Annotated in this window: 20 protein-coding genes and 1 pseudogene; 10 read left to right on the top strand and 11 right to left on the bottom strand. The window is 65.7% G+C overall.

The window, feature by feature from the left end:
• Nucleotides 1-16 precede the first annotated feature (16 nt).
• The 3 genes from ahcY to AC5RTE_RS08895 form a co-directional block, all read right to left on the bottom strand.
• Entirely contained in the window at nt 17-1,495 is a 1,479-nt protein-coding gene (ahcY, locus tag AC5RTE_RS08885; RefSeq protein ID WP_494041025.1) for an adenosylhomocysteinase, read from the bottom strand.
• A 99-nt stretch (nt 1,496-1,594) separates the two neighbouring features.
• Nucleotides 1,595-1,846, bottom strand: a complete 252-nt coding sequence (locus tag AC5RTE_RS08890) for a Trm112 family protein (RefSeq protein WP_494041026.1) — start codon at nt 1,844-1,846, stop codon at nt 1,595-1,597.
• A gap of 79 nt (nt 1,847-1,925) precedes the next feature.
• Nucleotides 1,926-2,315 carry a DUF3499 domain-containing protein gene (locus AC5RTE_RS08895; RefSeq protein WP_494041027.1) on the bottom strand — a complete coding sequence of 130 codons (390 nt, stop codon included), beginning with the start codon at nt 2,313-2,315 and terminating at the stop codon, nt 1,926-1,928.
• 119 nt (nt 2,316-2,434) lie between these two features.
• Here AC5RTE_RS08895 and AC5RTE_RS08900 point away from each other — a divergent pair, with 119 nt between their 5' ends.
• Entirely contained in the window at nt 2,435-2,947 is a 513-nt protein-coding gene (locus AC5RTE_RS08900; RefSeq protein ID WP_494041028.1) for a metallopeptidase family protein, read from the top strand.
• Nucleotides 2,948-3,013: 66 nt separating this feature from the next.
• Here the strand turns inward: AC5RTE_RS08900 and AC5RTE_RS08905 are convergent, their stop codons facing one another.
• The 3 genes from AC5RTE_RS08905 to AC5RTE_RS08915 are packed head-to-tail and all read right to left on the bottom strand — an operon-like array spanning nt 3,014 to nt 8,563.
• On the bottom strand, nt 3,014-4,681 hold the full coding sequence (locus tag AC5RTE_RS08905; RefSeq protein ID WP_494041029.1) for a DUF5719 family protein: 1,668 nt from the start codon (nt 4,679-4,681) through the stop codon (nt 3,014-3,016).
• Nucleotides 4,674-8,000 (bottom strand): glycosyltransferase family 2 protein, encoded by a 3,327-nt coding sequence (locus AC5RTE_RS08910; RefSeq protein ID WP_494041030.1) that lies wholly within the window; start codon nt 7,998-8,000, stop codon nt 4,674-4,676. The genes AC5RTE_RS08905 and AC5RTE_RS08910 overlap by 8 nt, the downstream gene beginning before the upstream one ends.
• Before the next feature lie 29 nt (nt 8,001-8,029).
• On the bottom strand, nt 8,030-8,563 hold the full coding sequence (locus AC5RTE_RS08915) for a WhiB family transcriptional regulator (RefSeq protein ID WP_494041031.1): 534 nt from the start codon (nt 8,561-8,563) through the stop codon (nt 8,030-8,032).
• A gap of 372 nt (nt 8,564-8,935) precedes the next feature.
• Between AC5RTE_RS08915 and AC5RTE_RS08920 the strand changes: the two genes are divergently transcribed.
• Nucleotides 8,936-9,634 (top strand): TIGR03089 family protein, encoded by a 699-nt coding sequence (locus AC5RTE_RS08920; RefSeq protein WP_494041032.1) that lies wholly within the window; start codon nt 8,936-8,938, stop codon nt 9,632-9,634.
• Nucleotides 9,635-9,707: 73 nt separating this feature from the next.
• Here the strand turns inward: AC5RTE_RS08920 and AC5RTE_RS08925 are convergent, their stop codons facing one another.
• A complete protein-coding gene (locus AC5RTE_RS08925; RefSeq protein WP_494041033.1) occupies nt 9,708-10,274 on the bottom strand; it encodes a GtrA family protein in 567 nt (188 codons plus the stop codon).
• Nucleotides 10,275-10,448: 174 nt separating this feature from the next.
• Here AC5RTE_RS08925 and AC5RTE_RS08930 point away from each other — a divergent pair, with 174 nt between their 5' ends.
• The 4 genes from AC5RTE_RS08930 to manA are packed head-to-tail and all read left to right on the top strand — an operon-like array spanning nt 10,449 to nt 15,196.
• Complete coding sequence (locus AC5RTE_RS08930) at nt 10,449-11,645, top strand: 5-(carboxyamino)imidazole ribonucleotide synthase (protein ID WP_494041034.1); 1,197 nt, start codon at nt 10,449-10,451, stop codon at nt 11,643-11,645.
• A complete protein-coding gene (gene purE / locus AC5RTE_RS08935) occupies nt 11,642-12,226 on the top strand; it encodes a 5-(carboxyamino)imidazole ribonucleotide mutase (RefSeq protein WP_494041035.1) in 585 nt (194 codons plus the stop codon). The genes AC5RTE_RS08930 and purE overlap by 4 nt, the downstream gene beginning before the upstream one ends.
• 10 nt (nt 12,227-12,236) lie before the next feature.
• A complete protein-coding gene (locus AC5RTE_RS08940) occupies nt 12,237-13,889 on the top strand; it encodes an LCP family protein (RefSeq protein ID WP_494041036.1) in 1,653 nt (550 codons plus the stop codon).
• Between the two features lie 38 nt (nt 13,890-13,927).
• Nucleotides 13,928-15,196, top strand: coding sequence for a mannose-6-phosphate isomerase, class I (manA, locus tag AC5RTE_RS08945; protein WP_494041338.1), 1,269 nt, complete (start codon nt 13,928-13,930; stop codon nt 15,194-15,196).
• Between the two features lie 82 nt (nt 15,197-15,278).
• On the opposite strand, the gene AC5RTE_RS08950 is transcribed toward manA, so the two are convergent.
• On the bottom strand, nt 15,279-16,334 hold the full coding sequence (locus AC5RTE_RS08950) for a lipid II:glycine glycyltransferase FemX (RefSeq protein WP_494041037.1): 1,056 nt from the start codon (nt 16,332-16,334) through the stop codon (nt 15,279-15,281).
• Nucleotides 16,335-16,422: 88 nt separating this feature from the next.
• The gene (gene glpX / locus AC5RTE_RS08955) at nt 16,423-17,445 is read right to left on the bottom strand and encodes a class II fructose-bisphosphatase (protein ID WP_494041339.1); all 1,023 of its coding nucleotides are present in this window, start codon (nt 17,443-17,445) and stop codon (nt 16,423-16,425) included.
• 205 nt (nt 17,446-17,650) lie between these two features.
• Between glpX and AC5RTE_RS08960 the strand changes: the two genes are divergently transcribed.
• From AC5RTE_RS08960 to AC5RTE_RS08975, 4 genes and pseudogenes are all read left to right on the top strand, one after another.
• Nucleotides 17,651-18,358 (top strand): DUF4245 domain-containing protein, encoded by a 708-nt coding sequence (locus AC5RTE_RS08960; RefSeq protein WP_494041038.1) that lies wholly within the window; start codon nt 17,651-17,653, stop codon nt 18,356-18,358.
• Between the two features lie 9 nt (nt 18,359-18,367).
• Nucleotides 18,368-18,982 (top strand): carbonic anhydrase, encoded by a 615-nt coding sequence (locus AC5RTE_RS08965; protein WP_494041039.1) that lies wholly within the window; start codon nt 18,368-18,370, stop codon nt 18,980-18,982.
• A gap of 77 nt (nt 18,983-19,059) precedes the next feature.
• Nucleotides 19,060-20,481: a class II fumarate hydratase gene (locus AC5RTE_RS08970; protein ID WP_494041040.1), complete on the top strand. Its 1,422-nt coding sequence runs from the start codon at nt 19,060-19,062 to the stop codon at nt 20,479-20,481.
• Between the two features lie 123 nt (nt 20,482-20,604).
• Nucleotides 20,605-21,117: pseudogene (locus tag AC5RTE_RS08975) on the top strand (dihydrofolate reductase family protein); the annotation flags it as partial.
• Nucleotides 21,118-21,152: 35 nt separating this feature from the next.
• On the opposite strand, the gene AC5RTE_RS08980 reads toward AC5RTE_RS08975, so the two are convergent.
• Both AC5RTE_RS08980 and AC5RTE_RS08985 read right to left on the bottom strand, forming a co-directional pair.
• Nucleotides 21,153-21,623: an NUDIX hydrolase gene (locus AC5RTE_RS08980; protein WP_494041041.1), complete on the bottom strand. Its 471-nt coding sequence runs from the start codon at nt 21,621-21,623 to the stop codon at nt 21,153-21,155.
• 43 nt (nt 21,624-21,666) lie between these two features.
• Nucleotides 21,667-22,221 carry a prepilin peptidase gene (locus AC5RTE_RS08985; RefSeq protein WP_494041042.1) on the bottom strand — a complete coding sequence of 185 codons (555 nt, stop codon included), beginning with the start codon at nt 22,219-22,221 and terminating at the stop codon, nt 21,667-21,669.
• Nucleotides 22,222-22,235: the final 14 nt, after the last annotated feature.

Here is a 22,235-nt window from a genome sequence, read left to right on the forward strand (position 1 = left end):
CCGGGCAGTTCACTTCTTAGTAACGATAGTGCTCGGGCTTGTACGGACCGGCGACGTCCAGATCCAGGTACTCCGCCTGGTCCTTGGTCAATTCGGTCAGCTCCACGCCCAGCGCACCCAGGTGCAGGCGGGCAACTTTTTCGTCCAGGACTTTGGGCAGGACATACACCTGGTTTTCGTACTCGCGCTCCCCCTCGGGCTGGTCCTTCTTGGTCCACAGCTCGATCTGGGCGATGGTCTGGTTGGCGAAGGAGTTGCTCATCACAAAGGACGGGTGCCCGGTGGCGTTGCCCAGGTTCAGCAGGCGGCCTTCAGACAGGACGATGATGGAACGCTCGGCTTCGGTGCCGGCCTCGAAAACCCATTCGTGGACCTGCGGCTTGATTTCCACCTTTTTGATGCCCGGGATTCGGGCGAGTCCGGCAATGTCGATTTCGTTATCGAAGTGGCCAATGTTGCCCACAATCGCCTTGTTCTTCATGCCGGCCATGTGCTCGGCCATGATGACGTCCTTGTTGCCGGTGGTGGTGATGAAGATATCGCCCTGGGCCAGGACGGACTCCAGCTTGGCCACCTGGTAGCCGTCCATGGCGGCCTGCAAGGCGCAAATGGGGTCGATCTCCGTGACAATCACGCGGGAACCCTGGCCCCGCAGCGCTTCCGCGGCGCCCTTGCCGACGTCGCCATAGCCGCAGACGACGGCGACCTTGCCGCCCATGAGGACGTCCGTTGCGCGGTTGATGCCGTCCGGAAGGGAGTGCCGGATGCCGTACTTGTTGTCGAACTTGCTCTTGGTGACGGAGTCGTTGACGTTGATTGCGGGGAAGAGGAGCTTGCCCTGTTCAGCCAGCTGGTACAGGCGGTGGACGCCGGTGGTGGTTTCTTCGGTGACTCCCTTGATGGCGGCGGCCGTGCGGGTCCACCTCTGCGGGTCTGCGGCGAGGGAGCGGCGCAGCACGTCAAGGAAGATGCCGTATTCTTCGGAATCCGTGGGGTCGTTGGACGGAACGTTGCCCACGGCCTCGAACTCGGCGCCCTTGTGCACCAGCATGGTGGCGTCTCCGCCGTCGTCAAGGATCATGTTGGGGCCGAGCTCCGGGTTGGTCTCGGCGCCGGGCCAGGTGAGGATCTGCTCCGCCGTCCACCAGTATTCCTCGAGCGTCTCGCCCTTCCATGCAAACACCGGGACACCCTGGGGGTCCTCCACAGTGCCCTTGCCCACCACTACGGCAGCCGCGGCTTCATCCTGGGTGGAGAAGATATTGCAGGAAGCCCAGCGGACCTCGGCGCCCAGGGCGGTAAGGGTTTCGATCAGCACCGCAGTCTGTACCGTCATGTGCAGCGACCCGGCGATCCGCGCACCCTTAAGCGGCTGGGTGGGGCCGAATTCCTCGCGGAGGGACATTAAGCCGGGCATCTCGTGCTCCGCCAGGCGGATCTGGTGCCTGCCTGCCTCTGCCAGCGAGATGTCGGCAACCTTGTAATCAAAAGCCATGGTGAATCCTTTACTCTGTCCGGCCAGGAGCCGGATGCTGCTGCGGTGCCGGGCCGGGGAGCCGCGGCGTGTGCGCCGGTGGTTTGTACTGGTGGGGGGTTAAACGGCCCGGCGTCTGCCGGCGGCTGAATCGTGCTGGTCCGAATCGTGCTGGTCCGAACCAGCTGCCGCCGCTGCCGCCAGGAGTTCGGGCGGCAGGAGGAGGGGAATCCCGTCCTCGATGGCATAGCGGGGCCTCACGCCGGACTCGCCCGCGACGGCTGCAACAAGTTCCCCGCCTTCCTGCACCAGGGAGGACCCTGTTACCGGGCAACGCAGAACGGACAGGAGTTCAGGACTGATATTCGGCATTGTTTTTCATGCTCCTGGCGGGCGCGCCGGCGCCGGTAGCGGACGGAAGTGCAACTTCCAGCCTACCGCCAGATGCCGCTCAGGACGGTTCCCGCAGGGCGCGGAGGTGGCCCCTGCGGGTTCCTTCAGCGCCGGCCGGGGCTTCAAGCGCCGAATGGGAGCCGCGCTGACCGGACGGCGGCGGCGCCTGGGCAGGCAGGGCAGCGGCGTCCCGGACCGCGTTGGCCAGTGCCAGGAGGTCATCCGGGCCGGGCTGCTGCGGCGTGGAGGGCATGGCCAGGCGCAGAACCTCCCAGCCCCGCGGGACAGTCAGAGAATCAGCGTGCTGCTCACACAGATCGTAACAATGGGGTTCGGCGTAGGTGGCCAGCGGACCAAGGACCGCCGTGGAATCCGCGTAGACGTACGTCAGAGTGGCTACCGCTGACTGGCGGCACGCAGATCTTGAACACTGACGGATAGCTCCCACGACATCACAGACTACTCCGTGCAGGCGGTAAAACACGGTATTGCCGCCCCGGGTCGACGCGCACCGGTGCATGCAGCCCATGTGTCGCGTAAATCCGCCCCCGGGTTTACAGTCGATATATGCAGTCATCGAACCATGAGTCAGGCTTTTCGGTCCGGTTGGCTGATCCGGATGCCCACACTGACCCGGGCAGCGCGGCGCCGGGCAAGAGCTTTATGATGCGCCGCCGCAACCGCCACGGACGGGGCCTTCGCGGGGAAGTGATGCTCCCGACCCATCCCGGTTACCGCACCCGTTCGGACCGCTTCGATGACATGGTGCTGGACTCCGCGCAGCGCCTGCATGACATCTGGGGCAAGACCCTTGACGGTGTCCGTTTCGGCGTCGATGAAATCCCGCCGGACCTTGAGCAATTGGCGGCAAATGGCACCACCGCCCCCATGGGTTCCTACACCCCGGCGACCGACGGGGACGGGCCGATGATCACGGTGTACCGCCGGGTGGTTGAGCAGGCGTGCGGGAGTGTGGACGAACTCCACGACCTGGTCCATGACGTGGTGGTGGAGCATACGGCTGAAATGCTGGGTGTTGCCCCGGAGACCCTTGACCCCGTCTACCGCCGCCGGTACTGATCCCGCTGCATCCGCACCAGTCACTGCTTACATCAGGCATCGGCTCTGACAGGCATCGGCGGATCTTCAGTAACTCAGCGTGACAGGCACCGTTTCCTGTCCCGCCGCTGCCGGCAGGAAGGCAAGCGTCGACACATCGTCACGCCCGTCCTGCTGCAGCAACAGAGCTCCATACACAGCGTCGCCGGAAGCCGACACCACATAGCCGACGACGGCGGAATCCTCGGCATTTTCCGGAATGGCGATGGAGGCGGTGGTTCCGCCGGCAATGTCTGCGGTGGACGGCGCCCGGACCTTCCCGTCGGCAGTGATGGCGGAATAGGTGATGGTGGCCCGGTTGTCCAGGGCACCGAAAACAAGGTGGCGCTGGCCTCCCTGGGGAACGGGGACCACGTGCTGGCTGCCGAGTCTTACTCCCGATGCTGCCCACGCGACGTCTGCGGCCTTGCCGTCCTGGAGGCCCCGGGTCACCCGGGTGGCAGCGACAAAGGTGACATCCGACGATGCCTCCACCGTGTAGTGGCCTGCCGGGACGCCGGCCAGCGGAATTTCCGTGGCGGTGCCCGCCTTGGCTGTGATGACTCCCCCATTGGGCAGTGCCCTCTGGCCGTCGCGCCCGTAGAGCTTGACCTCCACCACGGCGTCTGAGGGGCCGGGGACGGTGAGCTGCAGGGCTGGCCCGGCGTCCTCGTACCCTGGCCTTCCGGTCAGCGCAGCTGATTGGCCAGGGTCCTGGATATCGACTCCGGTCATCACCTGCCGGACCGCCGGCGCCGCTCCCGGGGTTATGAAGTCCACGCCGCCAGGAGTCAGCCCGCGCAGGGCGCTCTGCTGGATGATGGCTGCGACGGGGCCTCCGGCGCTGCGTACGTGCACGCTGAGCTGCGCCTCTCCGGGAGCCAGCCCGGCGAGGACTACCGGCCGCGATGTCCCTGGTGCCACGAGCAGCCCCCGGCTGCCGGGTGCCTGGATCTGCCCCGAGGACCCGAAAAGTTCGAGGCTGACGGTGGCCGGAGTGGAAGACCCGTTGGTCAAGACCAGCACCGACGTTCGGCCCACGGTGGTGCTGGCACCCGCGAGCCATTGGTCATTCGACGGCTGCAGGCAGTTGGCTGCAGCAATTCCCTGCAGGTCGCCGTCGGTTGCCGTGAACTTCATGGCCGCTGCCGCCGAGGCCTGCTGGTTTACCACGGCATCGGCGCTAAGCACGCTGATTTGGTCCACCCGTTGGCCGGCCACCACGCCGGCGAGGAGCTCCTGCGCACCTCCTGCGATGGCAGCTGCCGGGGCCTGCTCTTTTCCGATCTCAACCGCTGTTGCTCCGCTGAGTTCCGACAGCCGGCTTGCCGGCAGCACCCCTCCTGCGCTGAGTACTGCTCCGGTGACCGAGCTTGCGGCCGTTGCCGACTCCGGGCTGAATTGCGGATCGGTGCCCGCTTCAGTACCTTCCAGCAGCCTGGCCGGACCGGGACAGACCCCAACACTGGTGCCCGCCGGCACTGCCGATTCACCCGCGGGTACGGCTCGGCTGGACACGGGCTGCGGAAGGATTGATCCGGCCGCCACTACGGCGCCGGCACTGGCGATGACGACGGCGGCAGACGCCAGGCTGGTCACCAGCGCCTTCCTGCGCCAGGCCGCCGGGCGCCGGGCAGGTTCAGAGCTTTTCGCGGGTTCGACGGCCGTCGCACCGCCTGGCCCCGATGCTTCCGCGGACGTGGAGGTTCTATGCATTCTGGTGTTCCTTACGCAGCGATCCTTCGTTCCGTGAAAGACCTGTCCTCTGGCGCGGGGCAGGCATCGGGATGGCAAGCATGATGGTCAGACCAATAACGGTGCACTGCGCGATTCCAGACCACAGGGCCCACGGGTTCTCGTACCGCACCGTGAGGTGGCCAGCCGAAGCCGGGAGGGTAAAGGCTTGCGACCATCCGGAAGTTGTTGAGGTCAGCCTGCGGCCGTCCAGCCATGCACTCCAGCCGGGATCCGCCCGTTCCGCCAGTACCAACAGACGGCCCTCCGGCCCTTCGGGAACAGCGGCATCGACGTCGTCATACCCTGACGGGACGAGGGCGGTGGTGGCGCCTTCTGCGTCAACAACCCGTACCCGGTGGGCCACGTCCGCCGCATGGAGGGCCGGCTGGTTCAGTGGAGTGATCCGCCACAGCCATCCGGTGTCTGTCTGCCCCACCGCGATGAGCCCGGGGACGGCATCCATCCTGCTGGCGGTGAGCTGGGCTGCCGTATCTGCTGCCCGGAGAACCACAAATCCGGCCCCCAGCTGTTCGAGGTCGGTCCGCGGGTCCACGCCTTTGCCAGCTACCAGCGTTGCCACCACGCGGCGGACCGCGGAGGTGACGTCGTCGTCGTCGCGCACTGTTTCTGATCCCGGCGCGCCCAGGATGTTACGCACTGAGGCGATGGTTGAAAGGCTGTCCAGGGTTGTGCCCGCGCCCCTCATGAGGGAAGCATCATACGTGCCGTTCTCGCCGGTGCTGATGGACAGGGTGCGTGTCTGTTCAGGCCCGGTTCCGCGGTCCGTGGCTGTCGCCGGAAGGGTGCGCACGCCGGTTGCCTCGACAAGCCGGGGCGTGCCCAATGCGGTGGAGGCCGTGGGCATTTGGGCCGTGGCTGCAGCTGGACGGAGAAGGTTCTGCGCCGACCATGCAGCCATTCCTGCCAGGGGGCCGGCAAGCAGAAGCACCATGGCGCATGCCGCCGCGGACTGCAGTGCCCTCCTGGGTTTCGCAGTGCCCGCCGCTGCCCGGTCCGCGAAGTCCAGCAGCCGCTCGGCTCCCAGGACCGCGGCAGCGAGCAGGGCAAACGCCGCTGCGGAAACCGCCGCTCCAGGGAAGGGTGTGACCATGGTGTCGGCATTTATGCCGGTAGCCACATGCCCGGCCAACCAGCCTCCGGCGAGCGCGATAGTGGCAACCACCCACAGGGACCTGGCCATTCCGGCCCGTTTACCGGGCATGCCGGTGGCAGCCACTGCCAGGAGCACCACGGGGACACCAGCAAGGAGGGCCAGCAACAGGGCCCACGGCACCGTGCTGCCCGCGAAGTACGGCAGTCCGGCCAGCCCGCTGTTGGGACCGAACTCGAGCGGCTGGCCGAGCAGTTGCTGCCACAGCGGGGCGGCATCAAAACCCAGCGGCAGGCCGGGATCGGCCAGCAGGGCCCGCGGCCTGTCAAGCGCTGAAAGCCCGAACGGGATAAACAGGGCCGCAGTGGGCAGCAATGCCCACCATACTGTCCGGCCCCGGCGCCCGCGGAGAAGCCAGCAAAGAATTATGACCACTGTCGCAGGTATCAGCAGTGACGGCGCGGACGCCGTCACAACAGCCAGCACCAGGCCGGCCGCCGCTGCAGCCGTCCACGACGGCACTCCATTGATTCCGGGCTTCACCGGCGTCGGCCCGGTGAAGCGGCGGTCACCGGCAGCCGGCTGCTGGAATCGTCCCTGTCCCACAGCGGAGCCAGTCGCCCGCAGCAAGGCCAGGACCAGCAGCGGAATCATGATGTGCGCAACAAGGGCTCCAACCCGGCCCTGGTTGAGGGCCACCTGCAGGGCCGGGGCCGCGGCCCAGAATAAAGCTGCTGCCAGGCGCAGGCGGCGGCGGACGGTCAGGCCGCCTGCAGCAAACCATGCGGTGAGGCCGGACAGCGGCATGCCGAGCAGCAGCAGCCAGGCCATGGCGGCATTGGCGTCACCGCCCCCCAGCACACCCAGGACCCAGAGGACATACCCAAAGGGATCCCCGCGTCCGGGAAGCCCGGCACCCAGGGAAATCCACCAGCTGGACGCGTGGTGCCAGATGTCGTCAAGGCCGGCTGAGACCGGAATCAGCGCCCCGCCGGTAACGGCAGGGGCGCCGAAAAGTCCGGCTAAGCCCAGCAGCGAGGTAATGGACGCGATAATGACCGTGGCCAGGGCTCCGTTGCCCACCCAGCCGCGCTTGCTGGTGGCAAGCGCTGCGAAGTCGTCCTCGGCGTCGCCGGTGGGCTGGTTCGCCAGCGGGTCCTGTTCGAGGTAATCCGCCGGGCTCCCGTCCGAACCAAGCGCCTCCATGAGGGAACGCCGGTGGCTCCAGACCTCACGGCGGGGTGTCTGAAGCTTACGGATTACCGACCGGCGGATGCGGCGGCTGTTCCTGGCGTTCGCCCTTGCCCTCATCACTGCGCGCGGGCGGCCGAGCGCTGCGAACGTTGCTGCCAGCTGTGTAATGCCGTGCCCGGGATCCTTTACGGCAATGCTCAGCACCAGTTTGAAGATGCTGCCCAGGAGGGCGGCGACGCCGTGGACGGGGACCATCCACGGCGTCGCGTGCTTCAGCCTCAAATGGACCTGCGCTTTACGGGCCGCGGCGGCGTTGCCCAGCGCATGGGGCCGGTGCACTACGTGGAACATCCTGGCCGCGGGGACGACCACCACGCGGTGCCCGGCCAAGCGGTTGCGCCAGCAGAAATCGACGTCGTCGCCGCTGCCGGGGAGTGCGGGGTCAAAGCCGCCAAGCTGCTCCCAGACGTCGCGGCGGATAAGCATGCCGGCGGAATTGACGGCGAAGGTATCGCTGCGGCCGTCGTATTGCCCCTGGTCAAGTTCATCGGCGTCAATGAGGGTCAGCCGCTCCGCCCAACGGCTGGTGGAGAGGCCCACGTCCACCAGCTTGCGTCCGGCGTGCCAGTCCAGCTGCTTGCAGCCGGCAACTGTTACGGAGGGGGCGCGCTCGACGGCGAGGAGCAGTTCGGCGAGGGCCTGCGGCGCGGGTGCGGCGTCATCGTGAAGCAGCCAGATCCACTCAGAACTGCCGTTGCCGTGATCGGCCCGCCAAGGGGCGAGTTCGGCGAGGCCCGCGGATACCGCAGCACCCATGCCGTTCTTTCCGCGATGGCTTACTACGCGCGCCGCGCCCAGGGCCTGTTCAAGGAGGGCTTTGGAATTATCGCGGGAGCCGGTGTCGACGCCGATGACGGCGTCAGCAGCCCGGGTCTGATCCGCCAAAGCTGCCAGGGTTCTGGGGAGATAGGCACTGCCGTTGTGGGCAACCACAACGGCAGTGACGTGGACATCCTGAAGAATTAGATTGCTCGCTTCCTTAGCCGCCGGCGCTCACGCTCGGAAAGGCCTCCCCAGATGCCGAACCGTTCGTCATTGGCCAGGGCGTATTCGAGGCACTGGGACCGCACGTTGCAGGCACCGCAAACCTTCTTGGCATCCCGGGTGGACCCTCCCTTTTCAGGAAAAAAGGCCTCGGGGTCGGTTTGGGCGCAGAGGGCGTCCGTCTGCCACCCAAGTTCGCCTTCATCACCCAGGTCCTGCTGGAAGGGCAGTCCAATCCATACAGGCTGTGCCGTTCCGGCCGCAGCCAGCTCCATGGGCGGGTCGAGCTCATCCTCGGGGTCCTGCCCGCCATTCAGAAGTGCCTCATGTGCGGCAAGGAAAGCTGTGGCCTGGTCCTCCTGGGAGTCCCTGTTGCTTGTGTTGTACCGCTCCGCGGCGTCAGGATCGGCCGGATCGACATACCAATCGCTGGGAACGCCCCGCGCACGGTACTTTGCCGTTGCCTGACCGGCCACGACGGCATCTTCCTGGATACGCTCTGCTTGCCCCACGGCGACCCTCCTGATGTTGCAACCCTTGCCTGGATACGTGGACACTCGGTTGTGTGCCGGTATTTACGCAGGTGCCTTTAGACATCTAATTACACGCGTGTAACTTGGGTGAGTCAAGCCGCTGCCCGGATAATAATCACCAACAGCCCCCAACATGGTGCACGCCACGCCCGAACTTTTGGCGGGTTACCCATTCCCGCACCGTTTATGCAGCGCTTCCGCTCCGGAAACACCGCCGTAAGCCCGGTTCCCGGCCCCTGTACGGCAAAGTGCCCCATCTGCTGACGAGACGAAGATCACCTGAGCGGCCTCACGTTTTTGTCGGGGTGACGCACCGGTGACCGCGCTCCTCTGCGGTGGCAGGATTAGGGCATGACTACCCCGGCAATCGATCTGATGACCAGCCTCCGCTCAGGCAACTCCACCGCCCCGCGCCTTACCTGGTACGGCCCGGACTCGGAGCGCGTAGAGCTCTCCGGGAAGGTGCTGGACAACTGGGTGGCCAAAACCAGCAACCTGCTCCAGGACGAGCTGGACGCCGAACCCGGCATGCGGCTGGCGCTGGACCTGCCCGCGCACTGGAAAGGCCTGGTCTGGGCCCTGGCCGCCTGGCAGCTGGGCATGGAGACGGTCCTCAGCGGTGATGCGGCGGACCTTTTGGCCACGGCCACTCCGGAAGCGGCAGCAGGGAAGTACGGCGCCGTCGTGGCCGTGGCACTGCCGGCCCTGGCTATGCGCTGGGCCGGTGAACTGCCCGCCGGCTGCCTTGATTACGCGGCGGACGTGCGCTCCCACGGTGACGTTTTTATGCAGCACACCGAAGCCGACCCCCTGGCCTGTGCGATCGTTGCCCAGGACGGCCGCCGGCACTCCCACCAGGATCTGCTGGACGGCTTCGCAGTGTCCCACGGGGAGGCCGTGCGGCTGCACATTCCGGGGCGGGACGGGCTGGAGGCGGCGCTGGCCAATGCCTTGGGCGCGTGGCGGCACGGGGGCTCAGTGGTGATGACACATCCCGACGTGGAGCCCACTGAGAAGCTGCTCGCCGCGGAACGCATCCACGGCACCTGATATCGGCTTCTGAGCAACATCCCTGATGGGGGGCTGGCCCGGCTTTCCGGGCCGGCCCCGCTTTCAGGCCGGTCTAGTTTTTGGGCCGGGCGGGGTCTTCTGTTACAGGCTCCCGCTCCGGAACGCCGGCGCCGGCATCCGCGGAATGGTGGTGGAGTTCGATGAGTTCGTGGTCGTGGGAGAACTCCGGCTCCTGGTCCAGTTCCTTGTTGAACACCAGGAACCGGTAGGCGAAGAAGCGGACCACCGTGGCCACCAGGATTCCTGCCACTCCCGCGAAGAAGAGCATGTTCTTGTCTGTTATGCCGAGTCCGTACTTCGCCAGGGCAGTGAAGCCGGTGGAGATGCCGATGCCGATGCCGTTGATAAGGATGAACATCAGGAATTCACGGAGCACGTTGTCCTGCCTGCGGTGCCGGAAGGTCCAGAGGCGGTTGGCAATCCAGGAAAATATCGTGGCTACGGAGGCGCCAACAAACCTGGCTTTGGCCTCGCTGTCCGTCATGGGGCCGTGCATGAGGTAATACGTGAGGCCGTTGTCGATGACGAATGCCACACCGCCTACGGCTCCGAATTTGGCCACCTCACGCCAGAAAAGTGAGGCGAGCCCCCGGATGCGATCTGTAAGCGTGTTAAACATGACCCTCCATGGCCGTTGAAACAATGGGCCACACGGCCGGAGGCCCATTTTAGCCCCTGAAGCTGGAGGGCAGCCCCCTAACGTGGGGCAGGAACGGACCGGCGGAGTCAAAACTGCTTCCCCGCCGCGTCCCAAAAAGCGGGATACCCTGCGGTCTTCGGTAGGCTGGCACATGTGACTTTTCCAGTAATAGGTGTGGTTGGCGGCGGCCAGCTCGCGAGAATGATGGCCCCAGCCGCAACTGCGCTCGGCTTTGAACTGCGTGTCCTTGCCGAAGGCGACGACGTCTCCGCCGTCTCGGCGGTGGCCTTATCACCAGTGGGTGATTACAAGGACCTGCAGACCCTTTTGGAGTTCTCCCAGGGCCTGGACGTCATGACCTTCGATCACGAGCACGTCCCCACGGCCCATCTGCGGGCCCTGCAGGAAGCCGGGGTCAACGTCCAGCCCGGCCCCGACGCTTTGGTCCACGCCCAGGACAAACTGGTGATGCGCGCCGCCATTGAGCGGCTGGAGCTTCCCAACCCCGCGTGGGCTTCGGTTGCCGATGTGGCCGGGCTCATCAACTTTGGCGAGGACACGGGATGGCCGGTAGTCCTGAAAACGCCGCGCGGCGGCTATGACGGCAAGGGCGTACGGATCATCTCCTCAGCTGAAGAGGCTGCCGAAACCACAGAATGGTTTGAGGCCATGAGCCCGCTTCTCGCGGAGGCGAAGGTCGACTTCACCCGGGAACTTTCCGCGCTTGTGGCCAGGACCCCGGACGGCGAAGCCCGCGCCTGGCCCGTGGTCCACACCATCCAGGTTGACGGGGTGTGCGACGAAGTCATTGCCCCCGCCCTGGACATCCCGGTGGAGGTTGCCGCGGCCGCCGAGGATGCCGCCCTGCGCATAGCCCATGAACTGGGAGTGACAGGGGTCCTTGCCGTGGAGCTCTTCGAAACTCCTGGTACAGGTGCGGGGTTCCTCATCAATGAACTGGCCATGCGCCCCCACAACACCGGGCACTGGACCCAGGACGGGTCCGTCACCAGCCAGTTTGAACAACACCTCCGTGCGGTCCTGAACCTGCCGCTGGGGGCAACGGACGTCCTGGCTCCGGTAGTGGTGATGAAGAACTTCCTGGGCGGCGAGAACCAGGACCTGTTTTCCGCCTTCCCGCTGGCGCTGGCCAGCGAGCCGGCGGCCAAGGTGCACTGCTACGGCAAATCGGTACGGCCGGGCCGGAAGATTGGCCATGTGAACCTCGTGGGGTCATCCACGGACGAGGTTGACGCCGTCCGGCGCCGTGCAGGAACCGTGGCAGGCATCATCCGCGACGGGCGGGTACCCGCAGAAGAACCCCCGGCAATTTTTGAGGAGAAGGCATGAGCGCCGAAACCAGCCCCGCCCGGGGTTCCGCCGGCAACCCGCTGGTAGGGCTAGTGATGGGTTCGGATTCGGACTGGCCGGTCATGGAGGCTGCCGCTGACGCCCTCGCGGAGTTCGGCATCCCCTTTGAAGCCGACGTTGTGTCCGCCCACCGGATGCCCACTGAGATGATCCGCTACGGCCAGACCGCGCACGAGCGCGGGCTGCGGGTGATTATTGCCGGCGCCGGCGGTGCCGCCCACCTGCCCGGGATGCTGGCCAGCGTCACTCCGCTCCCCGTGATCGGAGTGCCGGTCCCGCTCAAGACGCTGGATGGCATGGACTCGCTGCTCTCCATTGTGCAGATGCCCGCCGGTGTTCCCGTAGCCACCGTTTCCATCGCCGGTGCACGCAATGCCGGCCTCCTGGCGGTCCGGATGCTTGCAGCAGGCACGGACGAGCTCGCGGCGTCGCTGCGCGCCGACCTACTGGAGTTCGCCGCAGACCTGAATGCCGTAGCGTCGCGCAAGGGGGCAAACCTGCGGCAGAAGGTCAGCGAGGTCTTCGCCGAAGGCAACGGCCCGCTCCGGGGCAGCCGTTAGGAAGGCGGCCGTGTCCAGCAGAAAGCTCCCGCCGCCCGCTTCTGACGCGACGCTGACCGATCCGGTCCGCTACCCGGTGAGCGCCTCCTCCCCGGTCCGGACCAAGCGGGGCTTCGTGCTTGTGCTCCTGACTCTTTCGGTGCCGGGCAGCGCTCAGCTCGTCGCGGGCGACCGCAAACTGGGGCGCGCTGCGCTTCGGGTCACGCTGTGCGTCTGGGCGGCCCTGGTGCTGGCCGTGCTCCTGCTGGTCTTCAACCGGCCGCTGCTCATCAACATCGTGACCCACCCGATTGCCTCGCTGGTCATCGTGATCCTGCTGGCGGCACTCGCCGCCGGGTGGGCACTCCTGTTCATCAATACGCTGCGGCTCATCCGCCCGGTCCTGCTGGCACCACCGGCACGGCCCGCCGTCGTGATCTCGCTGGTTGTGGCGATGGTCCTGGGCAGCGGAACCCTGGGTTACACGGCCTACCTGCTCAACGTGGGGCGCAACGCGATCGGCAGCATCTTTTCCGCCGGCCCCGCTATCGACCCCGTGGAGGGCCGCTACAACTTCCTGATGATGGGCGGTGACGCCGGCGACGACCGCACCGGCAGGCGCACCGACAGCCTCTCGGTCCTGAGCGTGGATGCCGAAACCGGCCAAACCGCCATCATCTCCGTGCCCCGGAACCTCCAAAACGCCCAGTTCAGCGAGGACTCCCCCATGCGGGCGATCTACCCTGACGGGTACGACTGCGGTGACGCCTGCCTGATCAACGCCATCAACACCGAAGTAAACAACTCGCACGCCGACCTCTACCCCGGCGTTGCAGATCCCGGGGCGCAGGCCACGCTCGAGGCGGTGTCCGGAACGCTGGGAATCACGGTGCAGGCGTACGTGCTGGTGGATATGGAGGGGTTTTCCAAGCTGATTGACGCCATGGGCGGCATCAGGATCAAGGCCGGCGGCTGGGTGCCCATCAGCGGCGAAACCATTGATGAGGCCAACGGCATCCACGGGATGCCCCTGGGCTGGATCCCCGCCGGGGATCAGAGGCTGGATGGCTACCATGCACTCTGGTACGGGCGGTCGCGCGAATTCGTTGATGACTACGCCCGTATCCAGCGCCAGCAGTGTGTTCAGCAGGCCATGCTCAAGCAGTTGGACCCCGCTACCCTGCTGAGCAAGTTCGAGGAAATCGCCAACGCCGGAACAAAGGTGGTGGACTCCAATATCTCCTCCTCGCAGCTGGGAAGCTTTGTGGACCTGGCCATGAAGGCAAAAGGCCAGGAGATCAAACGCCTCACCATCGGCCCGCCGGATTTTGACGCGTCATTCTCCACCGTGCCCGACTTCGACGTCATCCATGAGCGCGTGGACCAGCTCTTGGCTCCCGCTCCGGAAGCCCAGTCCGCCGGGCTGCCGGATGACGCCATGGTGGTGCCGCGCACCGCCGGCGGAGGGCTGCAGGCTGCACCGGCACGTTTGGACACCGCGCTGCCCGTTGCCGGCGGAATCCGGACCCAGCAGTCTCCCCCGGCTGCGGACTTCACTCCTGTGACCACCACTCCTGACGGCGAGCCGATCACCGAAGAGATGCTCAACGAGCTCAAGAGCCAGGGCGAAGAGCAGGCCATCCGGGAACTTGTGGCAGCCAACGGCCAGTGCGCCCCGTTGTAGCCGCCGCCACCACATTCACCTACGGAACGGACACCGCATTGTACGAGATTGAGAACGTCCTCCGGGACTATGCCTGGGGATCGACGACGGCGATTGCCGCCCTGCTGGGGCGTCCCGAGTCGGGCGGCCCGGAAGCCGAGTTGTGGATCGGAGCGCACCCGGACTCACCGTCCCTGGCCCACCTGCCCGAGGACGGCTCCACGGCTCCTCTGGACGCCCTGATCAAAAGGGACCCGGAACATTTCCTGGGTGCGGACTCCGTGGCGCGTTTCGGTCCCCGGCTGCCCTTCCTCACCAAGATCCTGGCGGCTGCCCAGCCGCTGTCCCTCCAGGTGCACCCAAGCCTTGAGCAGGCGAAGGCGGGCTTTGCCCGGGAAAACGCCGAGGGCGTCGCAGCCGATGCCCCCGACAGGAACTACCGGGACGATAACCACAAACCCGAGATGATCCTTGCCCTGACACCGTTTGAGGCGCTGTGTGGTTTCCGGCCGGCCGCCGCCAGCCGGGCAGTCCTGCAGCACGTTGCCGCCGCCTGTGATGCAGCCGGGCGCGGGGTGCCGGCACTGATCACCGCCCTGCTGGCGGATCTTGACGACAAGGATGAACGCGCCGCCCTGCGTACGGCCTTTGAGCGGCTGATCTCCGGCGGCCAGGCCGTGGCTGAGGGTACAGCGCTGGTGGTGGCGGCCTTGCATTCCGGAGCTTCGCTGGCTCCCTTCGACGCCGAACTCTCAACCGCGATCAGCCTCAACGAGAAGTACCCCGGCGATCCCGGCGTCCTGATCTCGCTGCTGCTGAACCGCATCTCCCTTGAGCCCGGTGAGGCGGTCTACCTTCCTGCCGGCAACGTCCACGCCTACCTGCACGGCCTCGGTGTTGAGGTCATGGCGTCCTCCGACAACGTCCTGCGCGGAGGGCTCACCCCCAAGTACGTGGACGTCCCCGAACTGCTGAAAACCATCGACTTCCAGCCCGTGGCAGTGCCGATGCTCGAGGCTGAGCGGTCCGTGATGGACCAGGAGCTTTTCCGCCCGCCCTTTGAAGAATTCCAACTGCAGCGCATCGAACTCGCCCCCGGCGCCGGGCCCGTCCCGCTGGCCCAGTCCGGCGCCGCTGTGGTGATCGTCGTTGCCGGAGATGTCTATCTGGACTCGCCCAAGGGCGATCTTCAGCTTTCCCGCGGCGGCAGCGCCTTCCTGGCGGCCGCCGAAGCCCCGGTCAACGTTCACGCGGTGGCGGGCAGCACCGGGCCGGCGCTGGCATTTGCTGTCACCACAGGACTGCAGCGGACTGCTGTGCGCAGCTGACCGACAACCCCAAAGGGCGACGGCGGCACCCGCGCGGGTGCCGCCGTCGCCCTTTGTTGTAACAAAAGGCAACCATGCAGGGTCAGTTGCCCGGGCGCAGCTTCCGAATCAGGGGCCGGACCCGGCCGGCTGCGGTCTTCAGCAGGCGCCGACCTGTCTGGAGCCCCCGGCGGGCCAGCGGCATGGCCTGTGCGTAGGCGGGGTAGAACGGCGACAGCGGCTTTTCCCACGTGCCCAGGAGCATGTTTTCGTGCTTGGCGAACTGCTTCTTGAAGTCGGAGATGCCGTCGTTGAGCAGGCCGTTGAAGTCGTACCGGGAACAGCCGTCTTCCCGCATGGCCTGCAGCGCTGCCCATTTCACACCGTAATTCACGCGCTGCTTTTGCCCTTCGGCGGAGACCCCGCCGTACAGCTCAAAGGCGGTGGAGCCGCTCCTTGCGAGCCAGACGAAAGCAAGCATCTCCTCGCCGTCGAACGCGGCAACGACAGGCGAGCCGTCGCCCATGTTCTTGAAGATGTCCCGGTAGTACTGGTCTTCGTGGATGCCAAACCCGGCACGCTCGGCGGTCTCGTGGTAGATCGCCAGAACCTGTTCAAGCTCGGCGTCATTTTTGACCTTGCGGAACTCCACATCGCTGCGCATCGCCTTGCGGATGTTCGCCCTGGTGGATTTGGACATCTCCGCCATCAGTTCGTCGTCAGTGCGGGTGAGGTCCAGGATGAGCGTCCGCGGAATAAGGACGGTGTTGGTGGTTGCCCGGAAGCCGGCCGAGGCGACGGCACCGGCGAAGTCCGAGTCCTGGTCCCAGTCGGGTTCTATGCTCAACGCAACGCCGCGGTGGCGGACGGCCGCATACTCTGCCAGGTGGCCAAGCACGGCAGGGGCGTTCTCCACCGAACACATCGGACCCCGTGGAATGTAGACCAGGGCGCGGAAGGGGAACGGCAGCCGGCGGATGAGCAGCTGGGCGCAGCCTGCCGTTTCGCCGTCGTCGTTGACCAGCACCCGGTCCACGGACCAGCCGTGCATGGCCTTGGTTTCGCCCCACCCCCACAGCTGCTGCGGATGTCCCTGGAACTGGTCAACGTGTTCGTCCCAAAGGGCGCGGTCAGTACAGGGCACAACAGCAGGAATCATGGCTTCAACCCTATACCAACGCCTCAAACGGCAGATCCCCGGAGCCGCCGTGCAGGGCTCCGGGGATCTGTCTCAAGCAGGAAAAGAATCAGCTTTTGCGGGCGTACCCTTCCCACTTGCTGGCCTGGTGCTCCCCGTCCACAAAGCGGATGGTGCCGGACTTGGAGCGCATCACGATTGACTGGGTCAGGACCTTGTCCTTGGAGTACCTGACGCCCTTGAGAAGGTCACCGTCAGTAATACCTGTTGCTGCGAAGTAGCAGTTGTCGCTGGAGACGAGATCGTTCGTGGACAGGACGCGATCCAGGTCGTGGCCGGCGTCGAGCGCCTTCTGCTTCTCGTCATCGCTGGTGGGCCACAGCCGGCCCTGGATAACGCCGCCCAGGGACTTGATGGCGCAGGCAGCAACGATGCCTTCGGGGGTTCCGCCGATGCCCATCAGCGCGTCCACCCCGGTACCGGAGCGGGCAGCAGCGATGGCGCCGGCAACGTCTCCGTCCATGATGAACTTGGTGCGCGCGCCGGCCTCGCGGATTTCCTCCACCAGCGGGCGGTGGCGGTCGCGGTCCAGGATCATGACGTTGAGCTGGTTGACCTTGACGCCCTTGGCCTTGGCAATCAGGTGCAGGTTCTGCTTCACGGGAAGGCGGAGGTCCACCATGTCCGCCGCTTCCGGGCCGGTGACAAGCTTCTCCATGTAAAACACCGCGGAAGGGTCGAACATGGAGCCGCGCTCAGCCACAGCCAGCACGGCCAGGGCGTTGTTGATGCCCAGGGCGGTGAGCCGGGTTCCGTCGATGGGGTCAACCGCCACATCGCACTCCGGGCCGGTACCGTCGCCGACGCGTTCGCCGTTGAACAGCATGGGCGCTTCGTCTTTTTCGCCTTCGCCGATGACCACAACGCCGTTGAAGTGGACGGTCTGGAGGAAGGAGCGCATGGCGTCTACGGCAGCACCGTCGGCCGTGTTCTTGTCGCCGAAACCAACCCAGTGCCCGCCGGCGATTGCTGCTGCTTCGGTAACGCGGACTAGCTCGAGGGCAAGGTTGCGGTCCGGCTCATCGTTGCCCACCGCCAGGGACGGGGAGATCGTGGAGTACTTCTGGGTCATGGACGCTTGTGACACGTGAACCTCTTCTTCGAGTGGCGATCATTGAACCCGCCGGCCGGAACAGCCGGCGGTGATTCCTCTGATACCGATCATAGTCGCGGCACCGCTTTCCGGCGGCGGAATGACGCCACCGCGCAATGTACGCGAAGGTGACGTTCATTGGCGGGCCTGCTCCGCCCGGGCCGGGTGTGAGTTGCACACCGGAATGGGCGACTATAGAGGGGTGAAAGAATCGCAGGAAAAGACCACCCCTTCCCCCGCACCAGCAGGATCCGGAAGCAACAGCGGACCGGGCGGGGCTCACGGACAGGGCCCGGTTAAGCCTGTTATTCCGGCGGCAGCAGCCAAGCGGGCCAACGCTTCGGTGATCGGCATGATCATTGCCCTGGTGGTGAGCATTGCGGCCTTCCTGCCCATCGTCCTGATGAACCCCTCCCCCAAGAGCGACGGCTACCGCCCGAACGTCGATGTCAGTGCAGCGGCCCGGAACGCCACAGACGTGGCAGGATTCACACCGGCGGCGCCCGATACCGGCAACTCCTTCCGGGCCAACTACGCCCGGTGGGAAGCCGGCACGGGCAGCGGTGTGCCGGCCTGGGAGGTGGGTTACATTACGCCCAAGGAGTCCTTCATCGGACTGGTCCAGACCCGTGCCGCCAACCCCACCTGGCTCCTTCAGGAGACCGGGAACGCCCCGGTCACCGGTTCCCGGAACGCAGGCGGCCAGCAATGGCAGCTGCGGGACACGGGAAAGGGCGAAAAGTCGATGGTGCTTGAGTACCGCGGGACCACCGTCATCCTCGCCGGGGCTGCCCACCTGGACGAATTCGCCACCCTGGCAGACGCCGTCGTGAAGTCCATGGAAAGCAGCCCCGCCGTCACAGTTTCACCATCGGCGGCTACTGCACCGTAACGTAGTCGCGTGGCTACTTACCTGACTCCTGCACTTGCCTGGCGCCGTCTGCGCGAAGGAAACGAACGTTTTGTCAGCGGCGAGACGTCGCACCCCAACCAGGACGCCTCGCGCAGGTCCTCCCTGGTGGAAAACCAGCACCCCTTCGCCGTGATTTTCGGTTGTTCCGACTCACGGCTGGCCGCCGAGATTATTTTCGACGTTGGACTGGGCGATGTTTTTGTGGTGCGCACCGCAGGGCAAGTCATCGACGACGCCGTCCTGGGATCTCTGGAGTACAGCGTCGGTGTCCTCGGGGTGCCGCTGATCGCTGTCCTCGGGCATGACAGCTGCGGCGCCGTCAGCGCAACCAAGGCAGCCGTGGACACCGGAGAGATGCCGCCGGGCTTCATCCGCGACCTGGTGGAGCGCATCACCCCTTCGGTGCTGACCTCCATCCGCCAGGACAAGCATGAGGTCAACGACATGGTGGTGGAGCACGTCAAGCAGACGGCCCAGCGGCTGGCGGACAGCTCCCGTGTGATTTCCGACGCAATTGAAAGCGGACGCACTGCCGTCATTGGCCTTTCCTACAGCCTGGCGGAGGGGCGCGCCAACGTGGTTTCGGGGATCGGCGAGCTTTAGAGACCGGCGCGGGAGGCCGCCCGTAGCATGCTCTTCACGGTTTTCGATGGGGCGCCGGATCGCCCTAAGCTAGCCCCATGACTTCCACTGAAGAGTTCCGCATTGAACATGACACGATGGGCGAAGTCCGCGTCCCCGTGAACGCACTGTACCGCGCGCAGACGCAGCGGGCAGTGGAGAACTTCCCCATTTCCGGCAAGACACTGGAACGCGCCCACATCGAAGCGCTGGCCCGGGTCAAGAAGGCTGCGGCCCAGGCCAACGCTGAACTGGGTGTGCTCGACGGCGAGCTTGCCAAGGCCATTGCTGACGCGGCAGATGAGGTGGCCGCCGGCAAGTACGACGGCGACTTCCCCATCGACGTCTTCCAAACCGGCTCCGGCACGTCCTCGAACATGAACACCAACGAGGTCATCGCCGAACTTGCTTCGCGGGCCTTGAAGGCTGCCGGCAGCGAGAAGGTTGTCCACCCGAACGACCACGTCAACGCCTCCCAGTCGTCCAACGACGTCTTCCCCACGTCGGTGCACGTTGCTGCCACATCAGCCCTGATCAACGACCTCATCCCGGCCCTCGGCTACCTGGCCGAATCCCTGGAGCGCAAGGCCGTGGAGTTCAAGGACGTGGTCAAGTCCGGCCGCACCCACCTCATGGACGCGACGCCGGTAACGCTCGGCCAGGAATTTGGCGGTTACGCAGCGCAGGTCCGCTACGGCATCGAGCGCATCAACGCCTCACTCCCCCGCGTCGCCGAAGTTCCCCTGGGCGGCACCGCTGTGGGCACGGGCATCAACACCCCGGCCGGCTTCCCGGAGCGCGTTATCGAACTCCTGGCCACGGACACCGGGCTTCCCCTGACCGAAGCCCGTGACCACTTCGAAGCGCAGGCCAACCGCGACGGCCTCATCGAGGCGTCCAGCCAGCTGCGCAATATCGCGATCTCGTTCATGAAGATCAACAACGACCTCCGCTGGATGGGCTCCGGTCCCAACACCGGCCTCGGGGAGATCGCCATTCCGGACCTGCAGCCCGGGTCATCGATCATGCCCGGCAAGGTCAACCCGGTCATCTGTGAGGCGTCCATCATGGTGGCCGCGCAGGTCATCGGCAATGACACCGCCATTGCCTGGTCCGGAACCAACGGCGCCTTCGAGCTGAACGTCGGCATCCCCGTGATGGCCGCGAACCTGCTGGAGTCTGTGCGCCTGCTGGCCAACACCAGCCGCGTGATGGCGGACAAAATGATCGACGGCATCACCGCCAACGTGGAGCGCGCCCGTTTCCTCGCTGAGGCTTCGCCGTCCATCGTGACCCCGCTGAACAAGTACATCGGCTATGAAAACGCCGCAAAGATCGCAAAGAAGGCAGTGGCCGAGGGGCTTACCATCCGTGAGACCGTCGTCGCCATGGGCTTCCTGGAGCGCGGCGAGGTCACCGAAGAACAGCTGGACACGGCACTGGACGTCATGTCCATGACGCGCCCGCCGCACAAGGCATAACACTTCCCAGCACGACGGCGGCCGCCCACCTTCCAGCGAAGGTGGGCGGCCGCCGTCGTTCTGCAGGAAGGATTGAGCCTGAGCTACTCTGGGGCACCTGAAGCAAAGGAGAGCCCCATGGGCAGGCCCCTGTTCGACTGGTTGTCCAGCGGTGAGGTGCCGTTGGACGACAGCGGCGAGTTGAAGGTGTCACAGACTTCCTATGACTACACCAGGCCGTACTGGGACCAGATTGGAGCGACCATCGTCGGGCGCCACGTCTTCGACATGACGGACGGCTGGGACGGGAAGCCTCCGGGCGGGGTCGACCACGTGGTGGTCGTAACGCACCGGCCGGAGCCTGAGGGCTGGAACCCCGAAACACCGTTTCACTTCGTCGACGGCGTGGAGGCAGCCGTGACCAAGGCGCAGGAGCTTGCGGGTGACCGCCTGGTGGAGGTTGCTGCTGGCGACGTCGGTGGCCAGGTGTTTGCCGCGGGCCTGGTCGACGAGGTGCGCATGGACGTCGTGCCCGTCGTGTTTGGGTCCGGCAAGCGCTACTTCGGGTCGGTTTACACCCAGCAACTGTTGGAGGATCCTGACGTGGTGATCCAGGGCAACCGGGTGCTTCACCTGCGCTGCCGGGTGCGCCGTTGACCGACCTGGGAGGGTACGGGTGTCCGGAGCGAGGGTCAGGGTTCGAAGTGGGCGGCGTCGGCCGGCGCCAGGGCGCGGTGGATGCTGGTGAGGTGACCGGGCATCAGCTCAGGGAGTTCGTCGAGGGCGAACCAGCCGACGGCCAGTGATTCGTTGTCGTTAACCCTGGCATCGCCGGAGACATAGCGGCAGCGGAATATGACGTCCAGGAACTCGCAGACGTCGCCGTTGGGATACGTAAACGGACCTACTGCCCCCACGGAGACAACGCGTTCCGGTTCAGCCACTACCGCCGTTTCCTCGAAAATTTCCCGCACCAGGCCGCGCGCCGGCTGCTCCCCTGGCTCAAGCATTCCGCTGACCAGCGCCCATTGCCTGTTGTCGGCCCTCTGGGCGAGCAGCACCCTTCCCGCGTCATCAAGCACCACACCGCGGACCCCGGGAACCCAGAGCGGATCGTTGCCGATTTTCTTGCGGAGTTTCAGGACATAGTCAGGGGCAGGCATTCCGCCAGCTACCGAACTGGCTGCCACGGCCGGATATCCGGGATCAGGCAGGCAGCAGCATTGCAGCCGCTGCCCCGGCGAGCATGAACGGGCCGAACGGGATGGATGATTTCAGTGTCCCCCTGCGGGCGGCCAGGAGCGCGATGGACCACAGGCCGCCCAGGAGGAAGGCCAGGAAGGTGCCGGCAAAGAGGTGTCCCCACCCAAGATAGCCGAGGTAGATCCCCAGCACACCTGCGAGTTTTACGTCCCCAAAGCCCATGCCCGGCGGGTACGCAAACCGCAGTATGAAGTAGAAGAGCCACAGGATCGCGGCCCCTGCCACCACGCGCAGCGCCGGCACAGCCAGCAGGCCGGGGATGGCACCGTCATGACGCTGCAGGGCGCCGGGAACGGCGCCGGCAATGACTGCGGCATTAAGGAGCAATAGGCCGGCCACGGCATAGGACGGAAATACGATCCGGTTGGGCAGGAGGTGATGCCGGACGTCGATTACGGTGAGACGTACGGCCATCACGGCGAAGTAGGCGCAGGCCGCAAGCACCAGCCAGAAGGCCGGCGGGGAATGCTGCCAGAGTTCGCCCAGTCGTTGGATCACCCTCGGATGCTACT

It is taken from the genome of Arthrobacter sp. K41, assembly GCF_059089645.1.

Coding starts and splice junctions, on each gene's coding strand:
- ahcY (WP_494041025.1), bottom strand. CDS start 1,495: ATGGCTTTTGATTACAAGGTTGCCGACATCTCGCTGGCAGAGGCAGGC.
- AC5RTE_RS08890 (WP_494041026.1), bottom strand. CDS start 1,846: ATGCCGAATATCAGTCCTGAACTCCTGTCCGTTCTGCGTTGCCCGGTA.
- AC5RTE_RS08900 (WP_494041028.1), top strand. CDS start 2,435: ATGCAGTCATCGAACCATGAGTCAGGCTTTTCGGTCCGGTTGGCTGAT.
- AC5RTE_RS08905 (WP_494041029.1), bottom strand. CDS start 4,681: ATGCATAGAACCTCCACGTCCGCGGAAGCATCGGGGCCAGGCGGTGCG.
- AC5RTE_RS08920 (WP_494041032.1), top strand. CDS start 8,936: ATGACTACCCCGGCAATCGATCTGATGACCAGCCTCCGCTCAGGCAAC.
- AC5RTE_RS08925 (WP_494041033.1), bottom strand. CDS start 10,274: ATGTTTAACACGCTTACAGATCGCATCCGGGGGCTCGCCTCACTTTTC.
- purE (WP_494041035.1), top strand. CDS start 11,642: ATGAGCGCCGAAACCAGCCCCGCCCGGGGTTCCGCCGGCAACCCGCTG.
- AC5RTE_RS08950 (WP_494041037.1), bottom strand. CDS start 16,334: ATGATTCCTGCTGTTGTGCCCTGTACTGACCGCGCCCTTTGGGACGAA.
- glpX (WP_494041339.1), bottom strand. CDS start 17,445: ATGACCCAGAAGTACTCCACGATCTCCCCGTCCCTGGCGGTGGGCAAC.
- AC5RTE_RS08960 (WP_494041038.1), top strand. CDS start 17,651: ATGGGCGACTATAGAGGGGTGAAAGAATCGCAGGAAAAGACCACCCCT.
- AC5RTE_RS08970 (WP_494041040.1), top strand. CDS start 19,060: ATGACTTCCACTGAAGAGTTCCGCATTGAACATGACACGATGGGCGAA.
- AC5RTE_RS08980 (WP_494041041.1), bottom strand. CDS start 21,623: ATGCCTGCCCCTGACTATGTCCTGAAACTCCGCAAGAAAATCGGCAAC.